The organism is Microbacterium sp. 01T413_2 (genome assembly GCF_056398985.1).
This window is the reverse complement of record NZ_JBFTQL010000003.1, coordinates 115953-134396: the sequence shown is the minus strand read 5'-3', so window position 1 is coordinate 134396 and position 18444 is coordinate 115953. Positions and strand designations below refer to the sequence as shown.

General features: G+C 70.3%; 14 protein-coding genes. 4 read left to right on the top strand and 10 right to left on the bottom strand.

The features are described 5' to 3' along the window. Positions 1-7: 7 nt before the first annotated feature. The 3 genes from AC1DMN_RS03275 to AC1DMN_RS03265 all read right to left on the bottom strand — a co-directional run bounded on the left by AC1DMN_RS03275 (position 8) and on the right by AC1DMN_RS03265 (position 5270). Entirely contained in the window at positions 8-1228 is a 1221-nt protein-coding gene (locus AC1DMN_RS03275) for a glycosyltransferase family 4 protein (protein ID WP_477230161.1), read from the bottom strand. 5 nt (positions 1229-1233) lie between these two features. Continuing rightward, complete coding sequence (locus AC1DMN_RS03270; protein WP_440733198.1) at positions 1234-2388, bottom strand: glycosyltransferase; 1155 nt, start codon at positions 2386-2388, stop codon at positions 1234-1236. A 434-nt stretch (positions 2389-2822) separates the two neighbouring features. Further along, positions 2823-5270: a polysaccharide lyase 8 family protein gene (locus AC1DMN_RS03265; RefSeq protein ID WP_477230160.1), complete on the bottom strand. Its 2448-nt coding sequence runs from the start codon at positions 5268-5270 to the stop codon at positions 2823-2825. A 155-nt stretch (positions 5271-5425) separates the two neighbouring features. Here AC1DMN_RS03265 and AC1DMN_RS03260 point away from each other — a divergent pair, with 155 nt between their 5' ends. Further along, positions 5426-6043, top strand: a complete 618-nt coding sequence (locus AC1DMN_RS03260; protein ID WP_477230359.1) for a hypothetical protein — start codon at positions 5426-5428, stop codon at positions 6041-6043. Between the two features lie 58 nt (positions 6044-6101). On the opposite strand, the gene AC1DMN_RS03255 is transcribed toward AC1DMN_RS03260, so the two are convergent. From AC1DMN_RS03255 to AC1DMN_RS03245, 3 genes are all read right to left on the bottom strand, one after another. Continuing rightward, positions 6102-6629 (bottom strand): SRPBCC domain-containing protein, encoded by a 528-nt coding sequence (locus tag AC1DMN_RS03255; RefSeq protein WP_477230159.1) that lies wholly within the window; start codon positions 6627-6629, stop codon positions 6102-6104. A 99-nt stretch (positions 6630-6728) separates the two neighbouring features. After that, positions 6729-7139 carry an MmcQ/YjbR family DNA-binding protein gene (locus AC1DMN_RS03250; protein WP_477230158.1) on the bottom strand — a complete coding sequence of 137 codons (411 nt, stop codon included), beginning with the start codon at positions 7137-7139 and terminating at the stop codon, positions 6729-6731. Positions 7140-7253: 114 nt separating this feature from the next. Continuing rightward, positions 7254-7820: a dihydrofolate reductase family protein gene (locus AC1DMN_RS03245; protein ID WP_477230157.1), complete on the bottom strand. Its 567-nt coding sequence runs from the start codon at positions 7818-7820 to the stop codon at positions 7254-7256. A gap of 88 nt (positions 7821-7908) precedes the next feature. Between AC1DMN_RS03245 and AC1DMN_RS03240 the strand changes: the two genes are divergently transcribed. Beyond that, positions 7909-8478: a TetR/AcrR family transcriptional regulator gene (locus AC1DMN_RS03240; RefSeq protein ID WP_477230156.1), complete on the top strand. Its 570-nt coding sequence runs from the start codon at positions 7909-7911 to the stop codon at positions 8476-8478. Positions 8479-8607: 129 nt separating this feature from the next. Here AC1DMN_RS03240 and AC1DMN_RS03235 read toward each other — a convergent pair whose 3' ends face one another. The 4 genes from AC1DMN_RS03235 to AC1DMN_RS03220 form a co-directional block, all read right to left on the bottom strand. Then, positions 8608-10239 carry a fucose isomerase gene (locus AC1DMN_RS03235; protein WP_477230155.1) on the bottom strand — a complete coding sequence of 544 codons (1632 nt, stop codon included), beginning with the start codon at positions 10237-10239 and terminating at the stop codon, positions 8608-8610. Beyond that, entirely contained in the window at positions 10236-12854 is a 2619-nt protein-coding gene (locus AC1DMN_RS03230; RefSeq protein WP_477230154.1) for a GH116 family glycosyl hydrolase, read from the bottom strand. The genes AC1DMN_RS03235 and AC1DMN_RS03230 overlap by 4 nt, the downstream gene beginning before the upstream one ends. After that, positions 12851-14359: an FGGY-family carbohydrate kinase gene (locus tag AC1DMN_RS03225; RefSeq protein WP_477230153.1), complete on the bottom strand. Its 1509-nt coding sequence runs from the start codon at positions 14357-14359 to the stop codon at positions 12851-12853. Before AC1DMN_RS03225 ends, AC1DMN_RS03230 begins: the two co-directional genes overlap by 4 nt. Positions 14360-14596: 237 nt before the next feature. After that, positions 14597-15577 (bottom strand): LacI family DNA-binding transcriptional regulator, encoded by a 981-nt coding sequence (locus tag AC1DMN_RS03220; protein ID WP_441977906.1) that lies wholly within the window; start codon positions 15575-15577, stop codon positions 14597-14599. Between the two features lie 144 nt (positions 15578-15721). Between AC1DMN_RS03220 and AC1DMN_RS03215 the strand changes: the two genes are divergently transcribed. Continuing rightward, complete coding sequence (locus AC1DMN_RS03215; RefSeq protein ID WP_441977905.1) at positions 15722-16849, top strand: glycoside hydrolase family 172 protein; 1128 nt, start codon at positions 15722-15724, stop codon at positions 16847-16849. A gap of 46 nt (positions 16850-16895) precedes the next feature. Continuing rightward, entirely contained in the window at positions 16896-18431 is a 1536-nt protein-coding gene (locus tag AC1DMN_RS03210) for a DUF4185 domain-containing protein (protein ID WP_477230152.1), read from the top strand. The last annotated feature ends 13 nt before the right edge of the window (positions 18432-18444 follow it).

Genomic DNA, 18444 nt, shown 5'->3' with positions numbered 1-18444 from the left:
GCCGGGCTCAGCCTGCGATCGCGCGACCGTAGACCTCGAGCATCGCGGCCGTCCGCGACGACTGCCGGAAGTCGGCGGCGACCTGCGGGTCTGGCTCGGGCGCACGGCCGGCCGCGATGTCCGCGGTGGCGATGCGCAGCGTGTCCGCCAGAGCCGCGATCCGGCGGGATTCGTCGGCGCCGACATCGGGCACCGCCCACAGCCCGCCCCGCAGTTCGGCAGCGATGTCGGGGTCGCTCACGACCGTCGGGGTGCCGAGCGTCGCCGCCTCGAACGGGGTCATGCCCTGCGTCTCGAAGCCGATCGAGGTCTGCACGACGGCGTCGGCCGCGGCGATCCGGGCGAGCACGTCGGCGTAGCCGATCCGGCCGGCGAAGTGGATGCCGGGGCGCCCCGCTCGTGCGGCGATGCGCTCGGCGGCGCGGCGCTCTCCCCCGCCGCCGACGATCTCGATGTCGGCGTCCACGTCGCTCGCGACGACGGCCTCCAGGAACGGCAGCAGACGCTTCTCCGGGCTCATCCGGCCGAGCCAGATGAACCGCGGCCTGCCCGGCTTCCGCTGCGCGGGTGCTGCGGCGAGCACCTGCTCGCGCACCTCGTCGTCGATCCCGTTCCAGATCACGTCCACGGATCCGAAGACGCCGTGCTGCTCGAGCCGGCGGGCGAAATGCCCCGACGGCGCCGTCACTGCACGCGACTCCGCGGCGATCCCCGCGAGGTACGCCCACCCGTCGGTGCCGTTCGGCTGTACCCCGATCCCACGCAGCGCCGCACGTCGCCACAGGTTCAGCACGCCGAGCACCGGCCGGTGCAGCGGGGTCACCGCGGCGATGCCGACGTCCACCCGGTTGTGCATCGTGTGCACGGCGGGGATGCCGTGCCGGTGTGCGAAGCGGTGCCCGATGAACGCGCCCCAGAAGTCGGCCTGCACGTGCACGAGGTCCACGGGCGGACGGCGGGTGAGCGCACGGTCGAGGAACCGGTCGGTGCGCCGGCCCGGCCAGGTCAGCGAGTACTCCCGGTCCGCCGTGATCGGGACCGACGGGAGGTCGACGTAGCCCGGGTCGTCCTCGGCACCGGCGAGCCTCGCCCGCTCGGCATGCATCCGCGGCGCGACGATCGTGACCGTGTGCCCCGCCCGCTCCAGGTACTTCCGCTGCAGTCGCATCGAGACCTGCGCCCCGCCCAGCGACTCGGCGTGCTGGTCGCCGAAGAAGACGATGTGCATCCGGGCTACTCGGGCAGCGGCTCGTCGCGGTACAGCGCCTCGAAGGTGTCCAGCGTGCGGTTGATGTCGTGCACGACGACCCCGTCGAGCGAGGCGCGCTGCATGCGCTCGTATTCGGCCGGGTCGGCGGTGAGCACGTCGGTCAATCGCGCGGCCAGCTCGTTCACGTTGCCGGGCTCGAACAAGTAGCCGTTCTCCCCGTCGTGCACCAGGTGCGGCAGCGCGACGGCGTCCGCGGCGACGATCGGCAGCGCCGAGGCCATCGCCTCCATCGTCGCGATGGACTGCAGCTCGGCGATCGAGGCGATCACGAACAGCGAGGCGCGGCTGAGGATCGCGCGCAGCTCGGCATCGGTCGTGCGCCCGTGGAAGGTCACCCGGTCGGCCAGCCCGAGCTGCTGCGCGAGCGCCTCGAGCTGTTTGCGCTGGTCTCCCCCGCCCACGATGTCGAACGTCACATCGAGAGCCGGATCCAGTTTGGTCATCGCCTTGAGGATGACCTCGACCTGCTTCTCGGCCGTGAGCCGGCCGACGAACACGATGCGGTTCTTCTCACGCGGGCCGATGACCGGCGTGTACTGGGTGCGGTCGATCCCGCAGCTGATCGGGATGACGCCCTCGACGTCGATCGTGCGCTCGAGGAAGTCGGCCGCGCGGCGGGTCGGCGTGGTCACGGCGCGGGTGAGAGCGAACGTGCGCGCCGCGTCGGCCCACGCGAACTTCAGCACGATGTCGTCGACGAACTTCGGCATCGTGGTGTGGTCGAGGATGTTCTCGGCCATGACGTGGTTCGTGGCGATCACGGGGATCCCGCGCTGATGTGCGATGCGCGAGAGCCCGCGCCCGATCACGATGTGCGACTGGATGTGCACCACGTCGGGCTGCACCTCGTCGAGCACTTTGCGTGCGTAGTGCTTCGCGCGCCACGGCCAGACGAACCGCAGCCAGTCGTGTGGCGCCCAGCGCACCGACGGCAGCCGGTGCAGCGTCATCGCCTCGCCCTCGATCACCTCGACGCGGGGCTTCGCGGTGCGGTACGCCTGGTTGGGGGCCACGACGTGCACGTCGTGGCCGCGCTGCACCAGGCCGGCGGCGAGGCGCTCGGTGAATCGGGCGGCGCCGTTCACGTCGGGTGAGAACGTGTCGGCGCCGATGACGATGGTGAGCGGGCGCGGCGCGGCCGCGGACTCAGCCGAGGCGGACGCGGCGGTCTCGGGGGTGGCCTGCGGGCGATGATCGCCGGGGGAAGTCACGTGATTGCTGCCTTTTGCTGGGCCGCGGCGCCGGCGAGCGCCTCATCGGCCGCTCGAACCCCGCGGAGATGGCCTGGATCGGGCGCTGGCCACTCTACCCGAGCGGACTGAGGATGCCGGGGAGGCGGATCCGGCACAGCACGGCAGCGTTCGGCGGTCCGCGGCGTCCCGTGCTCAGGATGGATCGGTGTTCGCCGCCTCTTGCCGACCGGAACGTCGCGGTTTCGGAGAATCCATCCTGAATTGCGGACACCAGGGGCGATGGCGGAGTCCGCGATCCAGCGTCCACCGCACGGCTCCACGACCGGCCCGCTGATCGGCAGGCCGGCCGTGGACGGGATTCAGGCTCCGAGCACGACGCGCTTGGCGTGCCCGTGCCCGTCGAGGTCGAACTCGAGGGTGAGCGGCGACGTGCCGACGATCCGAACCCCGTCGTCGGCCTCGACCACGGTCGACTCCACGACCCCGGCGAGCACGACCTGCGCGGTCGCCTGCGTGCGGCTCGGGTCGGAGAGCGCGACCGTCGTGCGCCCGCCCTCGGTGTGCACCGCGAGCGAGCACGGGCCGCTCACCGTCACTCCGTTGCCCGGGGTCGTGCCCGACGGCGTGGCCTGGAAGAAGTTCCCGAGGGTGAGGCCCTGCCCCGCCACGCGGATCACCTGCGCCTGGGCGTTGTTCGCGACGACCTCGACGGTCGGCGCATCCGACTCCGTGAACGTGACCGAGTGGTCCACGTTCGGCAGCACTATGTACGCGTAGCCGCCGCCGGACGGATCCGTGCCGTGGTGGTGCGTCACCGTGACGTAGTCGCGGTTCTTGACCTCGGTCGTGCCGCCGGTGTCGGATCCGGAATTGATCGTCTGCCAGTCGCCGGAGCGGGGCACGACCTGCACATCGATCGCGCCGGAGACGTTCTCCCCCTTGAGGAAGACGTATCCGCCGTGACCCATGATGTGCACGTTGCGCTTCACGGTCACCGCACCATCGGCCGCGGTGAGCACGCGGTTGCGATTGTCGGTGCGCACGTTCGGCACGGTGCCGGCCGCGAACGAGCGGTTGTCGATCGTGGTGAACACGTCGTTGCCGGAGGTCGACGCGATCGCCGCGCCCAGGCACACCACCTTGTCGTCGAGGAAGAACCAGGACTTGCGGGCGCTCAGCGACTTGTCGAAGTTCAGGTGATCCATGCCCTGGATGCCCCAGCGCTCGTCGAGCGCGAGCCCGCCGCCGAACGCCTGGAACGCCCGAGGGATACCCGTGCCGTCCGTGGCTCCATTGGCCCGCGTCGCCGCCGTGACGGTCGTGCCGGGCAGCCGGTACGGGTCGACCGTGGGCCAGAAGTCCGCACTGTACTGCGCCGGATCCGCAGCGCTGTAGAAGAAAGTCAGCCCGTCGCCCTGGTACCAGCCGAGGTTGTTCTCACGGTTGCCCCATTCGTAGCGGCCGATCCGCTTCGAGGAGACGTTGACCACGGCGCTGAAGCCGGGGCGGTGGTGCACCAGGCGGTCCTGGTCGCCGAATGCCCGCGTGTAGACCGGGGCGTCGGCCGGCGTCACGCTGTCGTCGCCGAGGATCGAGGTCACCAGCAGCGACTTCGCCACCGTCTGGGTGGGCAGGCCGTACAGCTTCTCGTCGGTGCAGCGCTGCAGCCAGCCCTTCACGAGCGAGAGGTAGCGGCTGCGATACGGCTCCCCCGCGCCGGGGGCGAGCAGCAGGATCGCGGTGATCGCGGCGGCCCCGTCGACGTAGTCGGGCTCGGCCTGTCGCGAGACCGCCCGGCCGCGGACGGTCTCCATCATCCGGCCGTTCCAGATGAACGGCGCGTACGAGGCCTCGACCGCATCGAGGACCACCGACTTCTTCGGATCCGTCACCGCCCAGTCGCTGCCGCCGAGCAGGCCCAGGATCTCGGCGATGCCTCCGAGCGTGACCACGCCGTAGGTTCCGACGTAGGGCAGGTAGCTGTGCTGCACGAAGGATCCGTCGGCGTAGAAGCCGTCGCCGCTGGTGACGTAGCCGAACACGCTGTTCTTCCCCGCCCGCACCGTGTCGCTGAGGGCGTCGCGGGCGAGCGCGATCTCGTCAGGGCGACCGTCGAGGATCCCGCGCAGCGCGCAGGACAGGGCCTTGTCGGTGCGGTTCGCGCCCGTCTCGGCGAAGCTCGTACCCCGGCCGCGCCAGTTCGGATCGGGGGTGAAGTAGCGCGCGGCGGCCAGGAGCGCGGTGCGCACGTCGGCCGGGACCGCGTCGTGCAGCAGGATGCAGATGTCGGCCGCCTTGCGGGGCACACCGATCTCCCAGAACCACCAGTTGCCGACGGCGGACTTGCCCGCCTTGTAGACGTTCGCGCTGAGCCAGGTCAGGGCATTCACGAGGTCAGCGGCGAGCGCGGCATCGCCGTACTGCGCACACCCCGCAGTCGAGTAGGCGAGGGCGAGATCGAAGATCCGGTTGAACGTCACGCCCATGTTGCCGGACAGGACGGTGCCGCTCACCCCGACGAGAGGCAGATCAGGCCAGATGCCGGGGGACGCGGCGGGCCGCACCATCGCGTTCCACGACGCGGTTGCCGCGGTGCTCATGCTGCTCAGCACGTCGGCGAGTTCGGGGATGGACACCGCGCTGCCGTCGCCGGCCAGCATCACGCGACGGCGCTCGATGAGCACCGCGAGCGGGTCGTCGGCGACGGCCGGGACGCGGCCGGACAGCGGCCGGGCGCTCGCGGATTCGCCGGCGACGGCGACGAGGGCGCCTGCGCCGAGCAGCCCGAGCAGGGTGCGGCGGTTCATCTCAAGAGGGGACATCATCGGCCTCCGGGTCGTTCGGGGAAGGATTCGCGCACCATGGTATGCGCTTTCCCATCCGAATAGTAGAGGCGGTGTACATATTTCACGGCGCAGTGGACGCACGGCTGGCCCCCACCTTCGCCCCCTACGCTCTGAGCATGCGCCTGCTCGCCGACGCCGACCCCGCACGCTGGATCCCCGTGACCGGATCCCTCGGTCTGCGCGGCCGGCGGCACCGCAAGGCGGCGATCAGGATGCTGCTCGGCCAGGCCGGCGCGGCGGTCGGCGCTCCTTCGACGGCGTCAGGTACCAGGGGCGGATCCGGCTTCGGTGCGTGGGCGCTCAGCCAGGCCGCGCCCTTCCTCATGCGGAAGGCTGACGGCCGCGTACTGGTATGGACCTGGAAGGCGGAGCCCGAGCTCATCGTGGCCATGGCGAGCGCGCAGGAGCTCACCCCGCAGCTGCGCACCGCCCGCGCCATGATGCCGATGGAGTACGACGACACCGAGGAGTTCCGCAACCCCTACCTCGGCGCCGGGGAGAAGCTCGTCGTGCCGCTGCCGCAGCCGGGGCCCACGGGGCAGTCGGCACCGCCGTTCGCGACGTACACCTGGGACACCGGCACGCACCTCATCACGCTGCAGGCGGTCTGCGCCGACCGCGAGCGGTTCGGCACGGTCATCTCCGCGGTCGACGAGATCGCGCGCACCCTGCGCACCGCGGACGACCTCGCCGTGGGCGAGGCCGGTCCGGTGCTGCGGCTGCCACCGGCCTGACCGCAGGACAGCGGATCAGTCCGTCCTGTCTCGGGGAGTCAGCGTGCGGCTCTGATCGTCAGTGGCCGGCCTGAAGGGCAGCGGCGAGGCCGTTCAGGCGCAGGGCAGTGCCGCCGCGCAGGTGCGGGAAGTCATCGCTTCCGTCCCCGGTGCGGGCGAGGAATGCAACCTGCTCAGTCCACGTCAGCAGGCAGCCGTCGTCGTCGGCGTCCGCGAACAGGACGGTCACCAACGAGGACCACCGCGGCACCTCGTTCACCGTCGAGGTGTAGGACAACACGATCCGACGGTCCGGGACGATGTCGAGATAGTGGGAGTGGTAGGCGAGCTGCTCCGGCGCGGCGCCGGCGACCTGGAACGTACTGGTGGCATCCACACCGCCACCCACCCGGAACTCGTGACGTTCCGCCGTCCGCTTGCCCGGCAGCCGGAACCATCGTCGACGCGTCGTCTCCTCGGCGAACGCGGCGAACACCGACGAGGGCGCCGCCTCGAAGCGGCGCTCGATCGTGAAGGCGTCGTGACGTACGTCTAGGGCGGCGGGCGTCCACCTCGCGTCGTCGTGGGGTGCGGGGTGGGCTGTCATGTCGTCTCCGGTTCATCAGCGGGTTTCTCGGTGACCCTCAGGAAGAAACGTGAACGGACGGCGATGATTCCGACTGCGCCATGCAAGCTCCGGTCACCCTCAGTTCAAGCCGCGCTCGGCCAGCCACGCGCGACCTACCGCCTTCGGCGCGCGGAGCAGCCACGCGTCGGCGATCACCTCGCCGAGATGATCGGGCACGATCGCGTCGAGGCGCAGCAGCACGGCGGGGTATCCCGCGAAGTGCGGGATGGTGAAGAAGACGTCCGGATCCGCTGCGATCAGCTCCTCGGCGAGGGCTGCGGTCTCGGTGTGCACGGCGACCACCGCCCCCTCCGGCCAGGTGCGGCCGAGTTCAGAGAGCTGCGCCAGATCCGTCTTGCGCGGTCCGCGCATCCACGCGATCTGGCCGCCGTTGCAGCGCCAGGCCGGTTCCCCAGTGTGACCGCCGGTCCTCTCCTCGACGCCGGGCAACGCAAGGGCCAGCGCACGGACATCATCGATCGTCGCCATGGATCCGATCCTCGTCCCGTCCGGGACGCGGCTCAAGGGGCGGGCGGTTGCAGGACGGATCCGGCGATCCCGTCGTGCAACCGTCGCGGACCTGCAGGCGCACGGACCGCGGAGTCAGGAGCGCTCGTACTCCAGCAGCGTGACTCCCGAGTCGAAGGCCGTCGCCGCCGTGCGCGTGAACGCCGACGGCGCGTACCCGCTGCGCCCGAACAGGGGGATCCCCTCGCCGAAGAGCACGGGATTCACCTTCAACACGAGGCGGTCGATCTCGCTGGCGAGCGACGCGGCGAGCGCGCCGCCGCCGCACAGCCAGATGCCGCCGCCCTCCCGGTCCTTGAGATCGCACACCACATCCAGCGGGTCCTGGTCGGTGAACTCGACCCCCTCGACCGGATCCGGATCCCTCCGCGTGAAGACGGTCTGATGCAGGTGCGCGTACGGGCTGGGCATCGCGGGCAGCCCGACCGCGTACGTGTTCCAGCCCATCAGGACGGTGTCGAACGCTGTGCGGTCCTGCGCGATGCCCAGGGCATCCGCGAAGGACGTGGGGATGGCGTCGGCGAAGCGGGCGTTGATCGCGGCCATGTGATCGCCGTCGAAGAGGAAGGCGTCGAACTGCCCCTCGGGCCCGGCGATGAAACCGTCCAGGCTGACCGCCACGTAATAGGTGAGTTCTCGCATAGGTCCTCCGATCCACGAGCACCCATCCACGACAGGTGCAGTGATTCGGAGACTACAACAGATGTTGTGGTTGCGCTACTCTGAGGGCATGGCGAAGAACGAAGCCCGCAGGAACGCCCTCGCCGACGCCGGCATCGCGGTGCTCGCACGGGAAGGGTCGCGCGGGCTCACCCACCGCGCGGTCGACGACGCCGCCGGCGTGCCGACGGGCACGGCGTCGAACTACTTCCGCAGCAGAGAGGCGCTGATCGCCGGCCTGTTCCAGCGCATCGGGGAGCGCTTGAGCCCCACGCCAGAGGATCTCGCGCACCGCGCCGTGCAGACGCCGAGCCCTGCCCTGTTCGCCGACTACATGCGCGACATCGTGCGCCGGCTGCTCGGCGAGCGCGAGGTGACACTCGCCCTGTTCGAGCTGCGGCTCGAGGCGGCCCGGCGGCCCGAGCTCGCCGCCGCGCTCGAGGAGTGGCAGCGCGCGGGCTTCGAGGGCGATGTCGCGTTCAACGAGGCGGCGGGCCTTCCGGGCGGCCGCGCGGAGATCGCCCTGTTCCACTACGCCATCGAAGGCCTCGTGTTCGACCGGCTCACGTCCTCGATCGACCCGGCGACGCCGACCGACGATGTCGTGGACGCACTCGTGGCTGGGCTGCTGCCGCGCTGAAACGCCGGTGCCGGCGCCGGCGCCGCACCCCGAAAGATGGAAAACGTCGCTCGCACGGTCCTGGGAGCGACGTTTTCCATCTTCGGCGCCGCCGCGCTTGTCGGCGACACGATGGATGTCCCAGGGTGGTCAGACGTTCACGTCGCCCACGAGGTTGACCCGGATGCCCATGCCGTCGAGCATCGCGGCCTTTGCGACGAGGGCCTTGTCGGCAGTCTCGGCGTCCGGCGCGTAGACGAGCTGGGCGTGGTTGGCCTTGTGCCTAGCCATGAACTGGTCCCGACTCTGACCGTGCAGCACGACGTGCGCGATCGGCCACTCCGGGTTCGTGGCGTCCTTCCGACGCTGGGTCTCCTCGGCGGGCAGCTCCACGACCGTGCCGCGGAACACATCGGCCTGCAGCACCCCGTCGGCGATGAAGATGCGGGACAGCACGACCTCGCCGGGCCGGGACACCCCGTTGATCGTGGCGCCGCCGGCGGGGAAGAACACGTGACCCTGCCGCCATCCTTCGGCCTTGTCCCAACCGCCGAGGTGCGACGCCGGGACGGATCCGGAGATCTCGTAGACCCAGACGAACTCGCCGTCGTAGTCCTCGCCCCAGCGCACGTCGTGCAGCGTGTTGTCGGGCACGAGGCCCATCGCCCGCCACACCCGGTCGGTCACGAGGGCATCGACCGCGACCCCCTCGTCGGCCTCGTTGAAGTGCGGGAAGGCGCGCCCCTCGTGCAGGATCCGGGATCCGTCGCGCGAGGTGACCGGCGGGCGCTCCGTGGAGTTCAGGATCCCCTCGGCCAGATCCGACGCGGGGACCAGATCCTTGAGGCCCTGCTGGTACTGGATCCCGACCGCGTCCAGGCCGAAGTCGTCGGCTATGCGAAGGGCGGCGATGTACATCTTCAGCTGCCACTGCACCTGCTCACGGGTGAGCTCGGTGGCGGCGTCTTCGCCGTAGACGAAGGTCATGCCGTGCGCGATGAGCCAGTCGTAGGCGGCGTCGGCCTCGGCGTCGGTCACGGTCAGCATCTCGGCGTACAGCGCGGACTGCGACAGGCGCTCCTTGTAGATGCCTGTCCTGTTGAGCAGTTCGTCGTCGAAGATCGCGTTGTACATGCCCATGCAGCCCTCGTCGAACACGCCGATGATGGCCTTGTCGGCGCGCAGCTGCGCGGCGAGCGCTTCGCCGAGTTGCTTCTCCGGGCTGTCGGGGAGCACGGGCAGGGCACGCACGTGCGAGGCGTCGTGCGTGATGCGGCCCGTCTCCGTCCACTCCTTCAGGCCCGCGCGGAACCAGTCGTCCGTGAAGTCGACCGACCAGATTGTGGAGTACGGCTTGCCCATCTTCGTGAGGCCCGCGTTCAGACCGAGCAGACCCACGAGCCCCGGCCAGTCCGGAGCGAAGTTCGCGGTGGTGAGGATCGGGCCGCAGTGCGTGCGCAACCCTGCCAGCACGTGGTGCGAGTACTGCCAGTTCGCGGTCGCCACGATGAGCGGCGCGTCCTCGGGGATCCTCGTGAACACCTCCATGCCCATCCGCTGGCTCGAGATGTAGCCGTGACCGGTGACCGGATCCACGCCGAAGGGGCGGATGACGGTCCACCCGAGATCCGCGAAGGCGGCGGTGACGGCAGCCTCGGTCGCGGCCTGCACCGGCCACCCCGCGACGTTCGCCGATTCACGGAGGTCGCCGGAGGTGATCAGGTAGGCGGTCTTCGGTGCGGAGACGGGGCGCACGGTCGGCGCGGGGATGGCGTAGCTCATGGGATTCTCCGTTGCTGGATAGGGGTCTCGTCAGTGGCGCCGGTGGTGCCGGTGGGCAGCGGGAGGGTGCGGGCCTCGCCCGCGACCATCCGCAGGTCGCGGGCGACGACGGCGTCGTGCAGGCGGAGCTCGGCGAGGTCGAGCGCTCCGCCGTGGAGGTGGAGGGTCAGCGTGCCCCGGTCTACTTCGGCCAAACCCCACCCGGTCCCGGTGGTGAACAGGAATCGCGCAGGGGCATCCACAGCGAAGGCGCCCAGGGTCGGTGCGAAGGACAGGGTTCGCGCGGGCGCGTCCCACTGCGCGCCGCTCGCGGCGAGCAGCAACGCCCAGGAGGCGAGGGAGCGGGCGTAGTGGTTGCCGCACTCGATCTCGTTCCACGGATTGCGGTGAACGCCGTCATAGCGGGAGCGCAGGGTGCGTTCGACGAGCAGGGCGTCCTCGACCCGGCCTGCATAGAGCAGCGATGCCGCCACCTGGTGCTCGATGCCGGTCCACACCTCGTCCGAGTACACGAACGGGATCGCGGGCCGCCCGCCGCGCGGCCAAGAAGCGAGCAGCAGCCCGCCCTCATCGTTCAGGGCGTACACGCGCTGCGTGCTCTCGTGCACGGACAGGTCGGCCCGGTGGTTGTGCGCCACGATCGCGGCGAGCGCCGAGTCGAGATGCTCCGGCGGCAGCAGCGCGCCGAGCCCGTTCACCCAGGCGTGGAACTGCCCGAGGAGCTGGTCCGACAGCACACCCTCGCCGTACTGGTAGCGGTGCGCGTCGACGTCCTCGATCACCTGCCGGTAGTACTCGCCGTTGTACAGCACGTCGTCCATCGCCCCGGCGGCGTGGTCGGCACGGGCCGCCCAGTCGCGAGCACGCTCGGTCTCGCCGAGGTGGGCCGCCATCCGCGATCCGGCCCGGAGTGCCGCCAGATAGATGCCGTTGGCGAGCGGATCGATCCCGTGGAACTCGATGTCGTAGGTGTTGTGCAGCTCGCCGTCGAGCAGGCCGTCGCCGTCGCGGTCCCATTCGCGGATGGCGTGCTCCAGGGCGCGCACCGCCGCCGGCCAGAGCTCGCGCAGGAACGCGTCGTCTGCGGAGAAGCGCCATTCGCGGTGCAGGCGCAGGAACGTGCCGAGCTGTCCGTCGACCGCCGGACCCATGAACCACGACGGGGATCCGAAGATCCGGTTGCCGCGGAACTTCTGCGCGCCGTCCTCGTCGGTCTCGAGCAGGAACTCGGGCCGGCGGGCGCTGCGCTCGAGCGAGGGGAACAGCCATGCGACGGTCTGCGCGTACGACCAGACATGGGTGCAGGTGCCTTCGCAGGAGCCGCCGTGGTCGAAGGACCCCTCCCACGCGGCGAACACCGGCCCCTCCCCCAGGACCGGGTTCGGCGACTCCAGCACGAAGCAGGTGGTGGAGCGCGCCGCGGCGATGTTCGCCCCGGCGGCTTCGGCGAGCACGGGATCCAGGGTGCCGCCATAGAGGGCCTCGACGAACGCGTCGGTCGCCGCCTCGAGCGCGGGCAGTTCGCGGTGCAGGTGCACGGCGGCCGCCCACGCGTCGGGCCACAGCGACGCGTAGTGGTTGCGCACGACGGGTGGCAGCGCGGGATCCGCCGGTTGGTCGTCCAGGACGATGTGGCCATGCCAGCCGCGCCGCCGGTTCGGAAACGACCAGCTCAGCACGAACTCGAAGTCGCGGGCCTCGCCGGGCGCAAGCGTGTGCACGATGCCCAGGGATCCGGTGCGCAGCCGGGGGAGCTTGGCGAGCATCTCCTCCTCGGTGAGCGGCGGGGCGTCGGGATCCGCGTCCCGCTCCGCGAAGAGGCCGCGCGGGCGGTCTTCGAGCGTGAGGCGCGGTTCAGGGTCGAGCAGTCCGTCGGCGGTGAGGTCGCTCCAGAACATGCGGGCGCCGTCGGGCCAGTAGCTCGTGACCCACTGCGGCTTGACCGTGGTCGACGCGTCGCTCGTGGTGAGGCTGAGGGTGCCGTAGCCCGGATCGTCCTCGGGCAGATCGATGCCGAAGTCGAGCCCCCGCACCTCGCCCTCATCGCGCCAGCGCACGGTCTGCGTGCCGCGCATCCCCCAGGGAGCATCCGGTCCGGGCTCGCCGCGGCCGGCCGTGTGCGACACGCTGCCGACGACCGTGACCCCGACCGGCACGACGCCCGGATTGACGACCCGGTAGCGCAGCACGGCGGCGGGGATGCCCGAGGCATCCGCATCGAGCGGCACGAGCGGGGTGAACGCATGCAGCGACACCTCCACGGGCAGCACGCGGTCGGCGAAGTCGATGTCGACCACGGGGTACTCGCCGTGCATCGTGGCGCCGTCGAGCCGCGGCAGGCCCGCGAGGTCGTCGAACGAGAACCCGGCATCGAGGTCCCGACGGCCGGTTACGCGCGCCTCCAGCACCCGGGTGACCGGATCCGCATCCTCCGGCGCCGCGTGGATCGCGAAGAACGTGCGCGGGTTGCGCCGGTCCTTGTCGGGGTGGTTCTCCAGCTCCCAGTCGCGCAGCTCGCCGCGGGCCCCGAGCGACACGTTGCCGGTGCCGATGCCGCCGAGCAGGAACGCCGCGCGCTCTGCAGTGTGCGGGATGGGGCGGGCGCGACGCGTCATGCGGACGCCTCCCTCACGTCGTCGGCCCGCTGCTGCGCCGCGAGCTCGTGCACGACCTCGGCCGTACCCGCGTAGAGCCGCAGGTAGCGGTCATAGAGCGCGTCGTAGGCCGGAGCGAGAGTCGGGTCCGGGACGATCGTCGTCACCACCAGGTTCCACTCCTCGATCCTCGGAGCCGGATTGGCGACCGCACCCGCCGCGAGGAAGGCGGCGCCGTAGCTCGCACCGATCGTCACCTCGGGCACCTCCTGCACGAGCCCGGTGACGTCGGAGACGATCTGCAGCCAGAGCCGGCCCTGCGTGCCGCCGCCCACCGCGACGACGCGCCGGATGTCCGCACCGGCGTCGCGCATGGTCTGCACGTTGTGCCGCACGCCGAGCGCCGTGGCCTCGAGCGCGGCCCGGTACAGGTCGCCCCGGCCGTGCGCGAGCGTGAGACCGGCGATCACGCCGCGCGCGTCCGGATCCTGGATCGGCGTGCGCTCGCCCGCGAAGTACGGCAGCAGCACGAGCCCGCGCGCTCCGACGCCGGATGCGTCCGCCTCGGCGAGCAGCTCGGGGTAGTCGGATCCGGTGAGGTCCTTCAGCCACGCGGTGAGCGCGCCGGACGTCGACAGCCCGCCGGCGAGGTTGCGGGTGCCCGGGAAGGCGCCGGCTGTGGTCCACATCGAGGGGGTGCGCAGAGTCTCCTCCCCGGTCGCGATGAGGAACATGGTCGTCCCGTACATGAGCATGAGGTCCCCGACGCCGTGGGCCCCGACGCTGACCGCCTCGGTCCACGCGTCGATGGTGCCGGCGATGACCGGCGTGCCCTCGGGGATGCCGGTGAGGACTGCCGCCTCGGCCGAGACGGCGCCGGCGACGTCACCGGCCCAGCACAGGGCGGGCTGCTCGACAGGCGAGGCGTACCGCTGCCACCATTCGTCGTGCCAGTGTTCCGCCTCGATGTCGTAGAGCGGAGAGACCTGGCTCGCGGACTGGTGGTCCAGCACGTAGGCGCCGGTGAGGCGGTGCGCGAGCCATGAGGCGGGCATGAAGAGCCGACGGGCGCGGCTCCACGCCACCGGATCCTCGTCACGGATCCAGAGGATCTTCGGGCCGCCGGCCTGAGAGGTGAGTTCGGATCCCCCCACCCGCGTGATCTCGGCGACACCCAGGTCTGCGGTCATCCGGTCGATCTGCTCGCCGGCCCGGGTGTCGACGCCGTAGAGGATCGCGGGGCGCACCGGTTCGCCCGCGTCGTCGGCCAAGAGGATGCACGGTCCCATGCCGCTCACGCCGACCGCCGCGACCTCGGCGTCCGGCACGGCCGCGAGCAGCTCGCGGGCGAGGGAGACGAACTCGTCCCACCAGGTCCCGCCGTCCATCTCGACCCAGCCGGTGCGCGGGCGGCTGACGTCATGCGTCCGCGTGGCCTGGGCGAGGATCGCGCCGCCGGCGTCGACGAGGACGCCCTTGCTGCTGGAGGTGCCGATGTCGACACCGATGGTGCACCGCACGCGCATCCTCCTCGATCGCTCGCCCTGACCGGACGGCGATCACACTACGCGAAATCGATTTCAAGTGCAATCGGCCTGCAAACACTTCGCGAGGATCGGCATTTGCGTGGTCTTCGCGCTGATTTCGTGAAACCGATCCACATGCTCAGTGGCCAAACGAATCCCCGCCGGATGGTTCGTCCCCGCGCTCGGCTCGGCTCGGCTCGGCTCTGCTCTGCTCTGCTCTGCTCTGCTCGGACCAGCTCAGCGCGAGACGGTCGCGGCCTGGATCTCGTTGCGGAGCACGATCGTGCGCGCGGGCTGGTCGTCGCCGCCGATCCGGTCCAGCAACATCCGTGCGGCCGTCACGCCCATGTGGCGCGCAGGAAGACGCACCACGGTGACCACGCTCGGCGACAGCGTCGTGAACGGCAGCGAGCCCACGACCGCGACGCCCATCGCGGGCGGAGTGAGGCCGTGTTCGGTGAGCACCTGGATGGCACCGACGCCGATGAGGTTGTTGCCCGCGACCACGGCGTCAGGCGGCTCGGGGAGCGCCAGCAGCTGCTCCATGGCCTCGCGGCCCCCGTCCACCCGGAACGACGAGAACCGCAGCAGGTCGGGGATGACAGGAAGACCGTGGGAGGCAAGAGCCATCCGCCAGCCGTCCACGCGTTCGACCGCTGTCTCGATGTGCTCGGGCCCGGCGATGTGCGCGATGCGGGTGTATCCGGCGTCGATCAGCTGCTCGGTCGCGCTGCGGCCCGCGTCGCGGTTCGCCATGACCACGCCGTCGATGTCGTACCCGGTGCTGCGGTCGACGGCGACCACAGGCCGCCCCGCTGCCATGATCTCCTCGAGGCTGGTGTGATCCGATGCCGCGGCGAGGATCACCCCGGACATGTGCTCGGCGATCGCGATCCGCAGATACGTCTGCTCCTTCTCGACCTGCGCGTCGGAGTTGCACAGCACCACGGAGAAGCCTGCTTCAGAGGCGACGTCCTCGACTCCGCGCGCCATCTCGGTGAAGTAGGGGTTCTCGATGTCGGGGATCACGAGCGCGATCACCTCGGAGCTCTGCCGCCGAAGGGTGCGCGCGGTGCGGTTCGGGAAGAACTTCAGCTGCGCGGCGGCCTGGCGCACGGCCGTGACCTTCTCCTCGGAGACGCCGACGCCGTTGAACACGCGGGAAACCGTCGCCGGAGACACGCCCGCGAGACGCGCCACGTCGTAGATGGTCGCCATCCCGCCCTGCCTTCTGTTGTCCGTCAGGACACACTACCGTGATGAAATCGATTGCAACAGTGGGATGGAATCGGTAGGGTGGCCGCACGCGCTGCCACGCCCTGCACGCGTCTTCACCCACTCGACACGAGGATGTGCCCCGCCATGACCTTTTCCGACCTGTCGTCCCTGTCCGCCTTGCGCACCGTGCAGACCCGGTCCATCTCCCCGGAGAACTTCGACGGCTCCGTCGGCGGCGGCGCCAGGGCGACCGAGGGGACGGGGGCCGACTGCGCCCGCGACCTGGGGCCCGGCTGGAAGATCTCGCCGAGCGTCGACATCGCAGCGGGCGAGACGTTCGATCTCGCCGTGATCGAGGGCGCGGGCAGGATCACCCACATCTGGATCACCACGCACACCGACAACTGGCGCACTCTCATCCTGCGCGCGTACTGGGACGGCGCGGCCGAGCCCGCCGTCGAGGTGCCCTACGGCGACTTCTTCTGCAACGGCTGGGGCGTTTTCGCGCAGGTGAACTCGCAGGTGATCGCCGCGAACCCGCATGGCGGCTTCAACTCGTACTGGCCGATGCCGTTCCGCGACGGCGCCCGCCTCACGATCGAGAACACCTCGGCGGTCGATGTGCGCGTCTACTACCAGGTGACCTACGAGACCGGCGGCGACTACTCCGCCGACGGCTACTTCCATGCGCAGTGGCGCCGCTCGAACCCGCTCGAGGAGCTCGTCCCGCACACGATCCTGGAGGGCATCGAGGGGCAAGGACAGTACGTCGGGACGTACATCGCGTGGGGTGTGAACTCCAACGGCTGGTGGGGCGAGGGCGAGATCAAGTTCTACCTCGACGACGACACCGACCACCCCACGATCTGCGGCACCGGCACCGAGGACTACTTCGGCGGCGCCTGGAACTTCGACATCCCCGGCCAGGGGTACACGGCGTTCTCGACGCCCTACCTGGGCATGCCCCAGGTGATCCGCCCCGACGGGCTCTACGTCTCGCAGCAGCGCTTCGGCATGTACCGCTGGCACCTCGCGGATCCGATCCACTTCTCCACCGGCCTGCCGAAGGTCGACATCCAGGCGCTCGGATGGCGCAGCGGATGGCGCTACCTCCCCCTCCGCGACGACATCGCCTCCACCGCGATGTTCTACCTGGATCGCCCGACAGCCCGCCGCCCGAAGGCGCCGAGCGCTGACGACATGGAGGTGCACCTAGGAACGGCCCCGGTGCCCGACCTCGGATCCACTCCCCCGCGCGCACCGCGCAGCTGAACCCGTCGCGCGGCGAGTGCCGGCGACGCGAAGAAAGGAGAGGGCGATGAAGCCCCTGACCAGGATCGCGGCGGGCGCCGCGATCACCTCCCTCGCCGTCGTCGCCTTCGCGGCCGCGACCGCGCCTCCGCCGGCCGTGGCCACCACTGCGACGACCCCGGCCACCGTCGTCGAGAAGCTCACCGGACCGGATGCTCCCAACAACACCTGGGGGCGCTGGGACGTGAAGGCGACCGATCTCGGCATCGGGTGGGACGACGGATCCGGCCACGTGCTCACCGCGTTCGGCGACACCTTCGGCAACTCCTGGACCGGCCCCGGCGGCGGTGCGCCGCCGAACGGGAACTGGCGCAGCAACGTGCTGCTGCGCTCGAGTGACACGGACCTGGCCGACGGCATGCTCTTCGATCACGCCGCGCAGGATCCGCAGGGGATCGCGAAACAGATCATCCCGTCGAAGAAGATCAACGGCGACGAGATCACCGTCATCCCCACGGCGGGCATCTCGGTCGGCGGGCGGCAGTACCTCGGCTTCATGTCGGTGCGGCAGTGGGGTCCTCCCGGCGTGTGGGACACGAACCATGCGGGCATCGCCTACTCCGACGACGACGGCGAGACCTGGACCGTCTCCGACACCCGCTGGGACAACCCCGACGGCCACGACCCGTTCCAGATGCAGGCCTATGTGCAGAAGGGCGGCACGATCTACGTCTTCGGCACGCAGAACGGCCGCAACGGCCCGGCATCGGTGGCGAAGGTTCCCGCGCAGAAGCTGCTCGACAAGGCCTCGTACCGGTACTGGGACGGATCGTCGTGGAGCAAGGACGAAGCCGCGGCGAAGCCGGTCATGGACGCGCCGATGAGCGAGATGTCGGTGCAGTGGGACGACTACAGCAAGCGGTTCCTGATGATGACGCTCTCGGGCGAGGACATCATCCTGCGCACCGCGACCAGCCCCGAGGGTCCGTGGACGCCGGCGCAGACGGTGGCCAGCTCGACCGATTACCCCGCGCTGTACGGCGGCTACTTCCATCCGTGGAACAAGAATGGCGAGATCTACTTCACGATGTCGCAGTGGAATCCGTACAACGTGTACCTGATGCACCTGCGCATCGATCGCAACGGCACGATCATCGATCCGAACCTTGTCTCGGATCCGAGTTTCGAGCGCGCGACGACCCTCGGCGACGGGACCAACGGCACCTGGGGCGCGAAGCCCAACTCGGGCATCGACAACGCACCGGCCGCGGGCTTCACGGGCGATCACCGTGCCTTCGTGCGCTACAACGACGGGTGGCGCGACATTTGGCAGGACGTGGCGGTGCAGCCGCACACCACCTACCGCCTGACAGGCTTCGTTCGCACATCGGTGAACAGCGACGCCGGCTACTTCGGTGCCCGCTCACTCGACGGCACCGTGATCTCCGAGGCGCACTTCGCCTCGGTGGGCGCGTGGACGCGCTTCACCGTGACGTTCGACTCCGGGGACCGCGATCAGGTGCAGCTCTACGGCGGCGTCTGGACGAACAGCGGCGACATCTGGATGCAGATGGATGACGTGGCGCTCGTGCGGGTGCCCTGACGCCGCGGGCTGA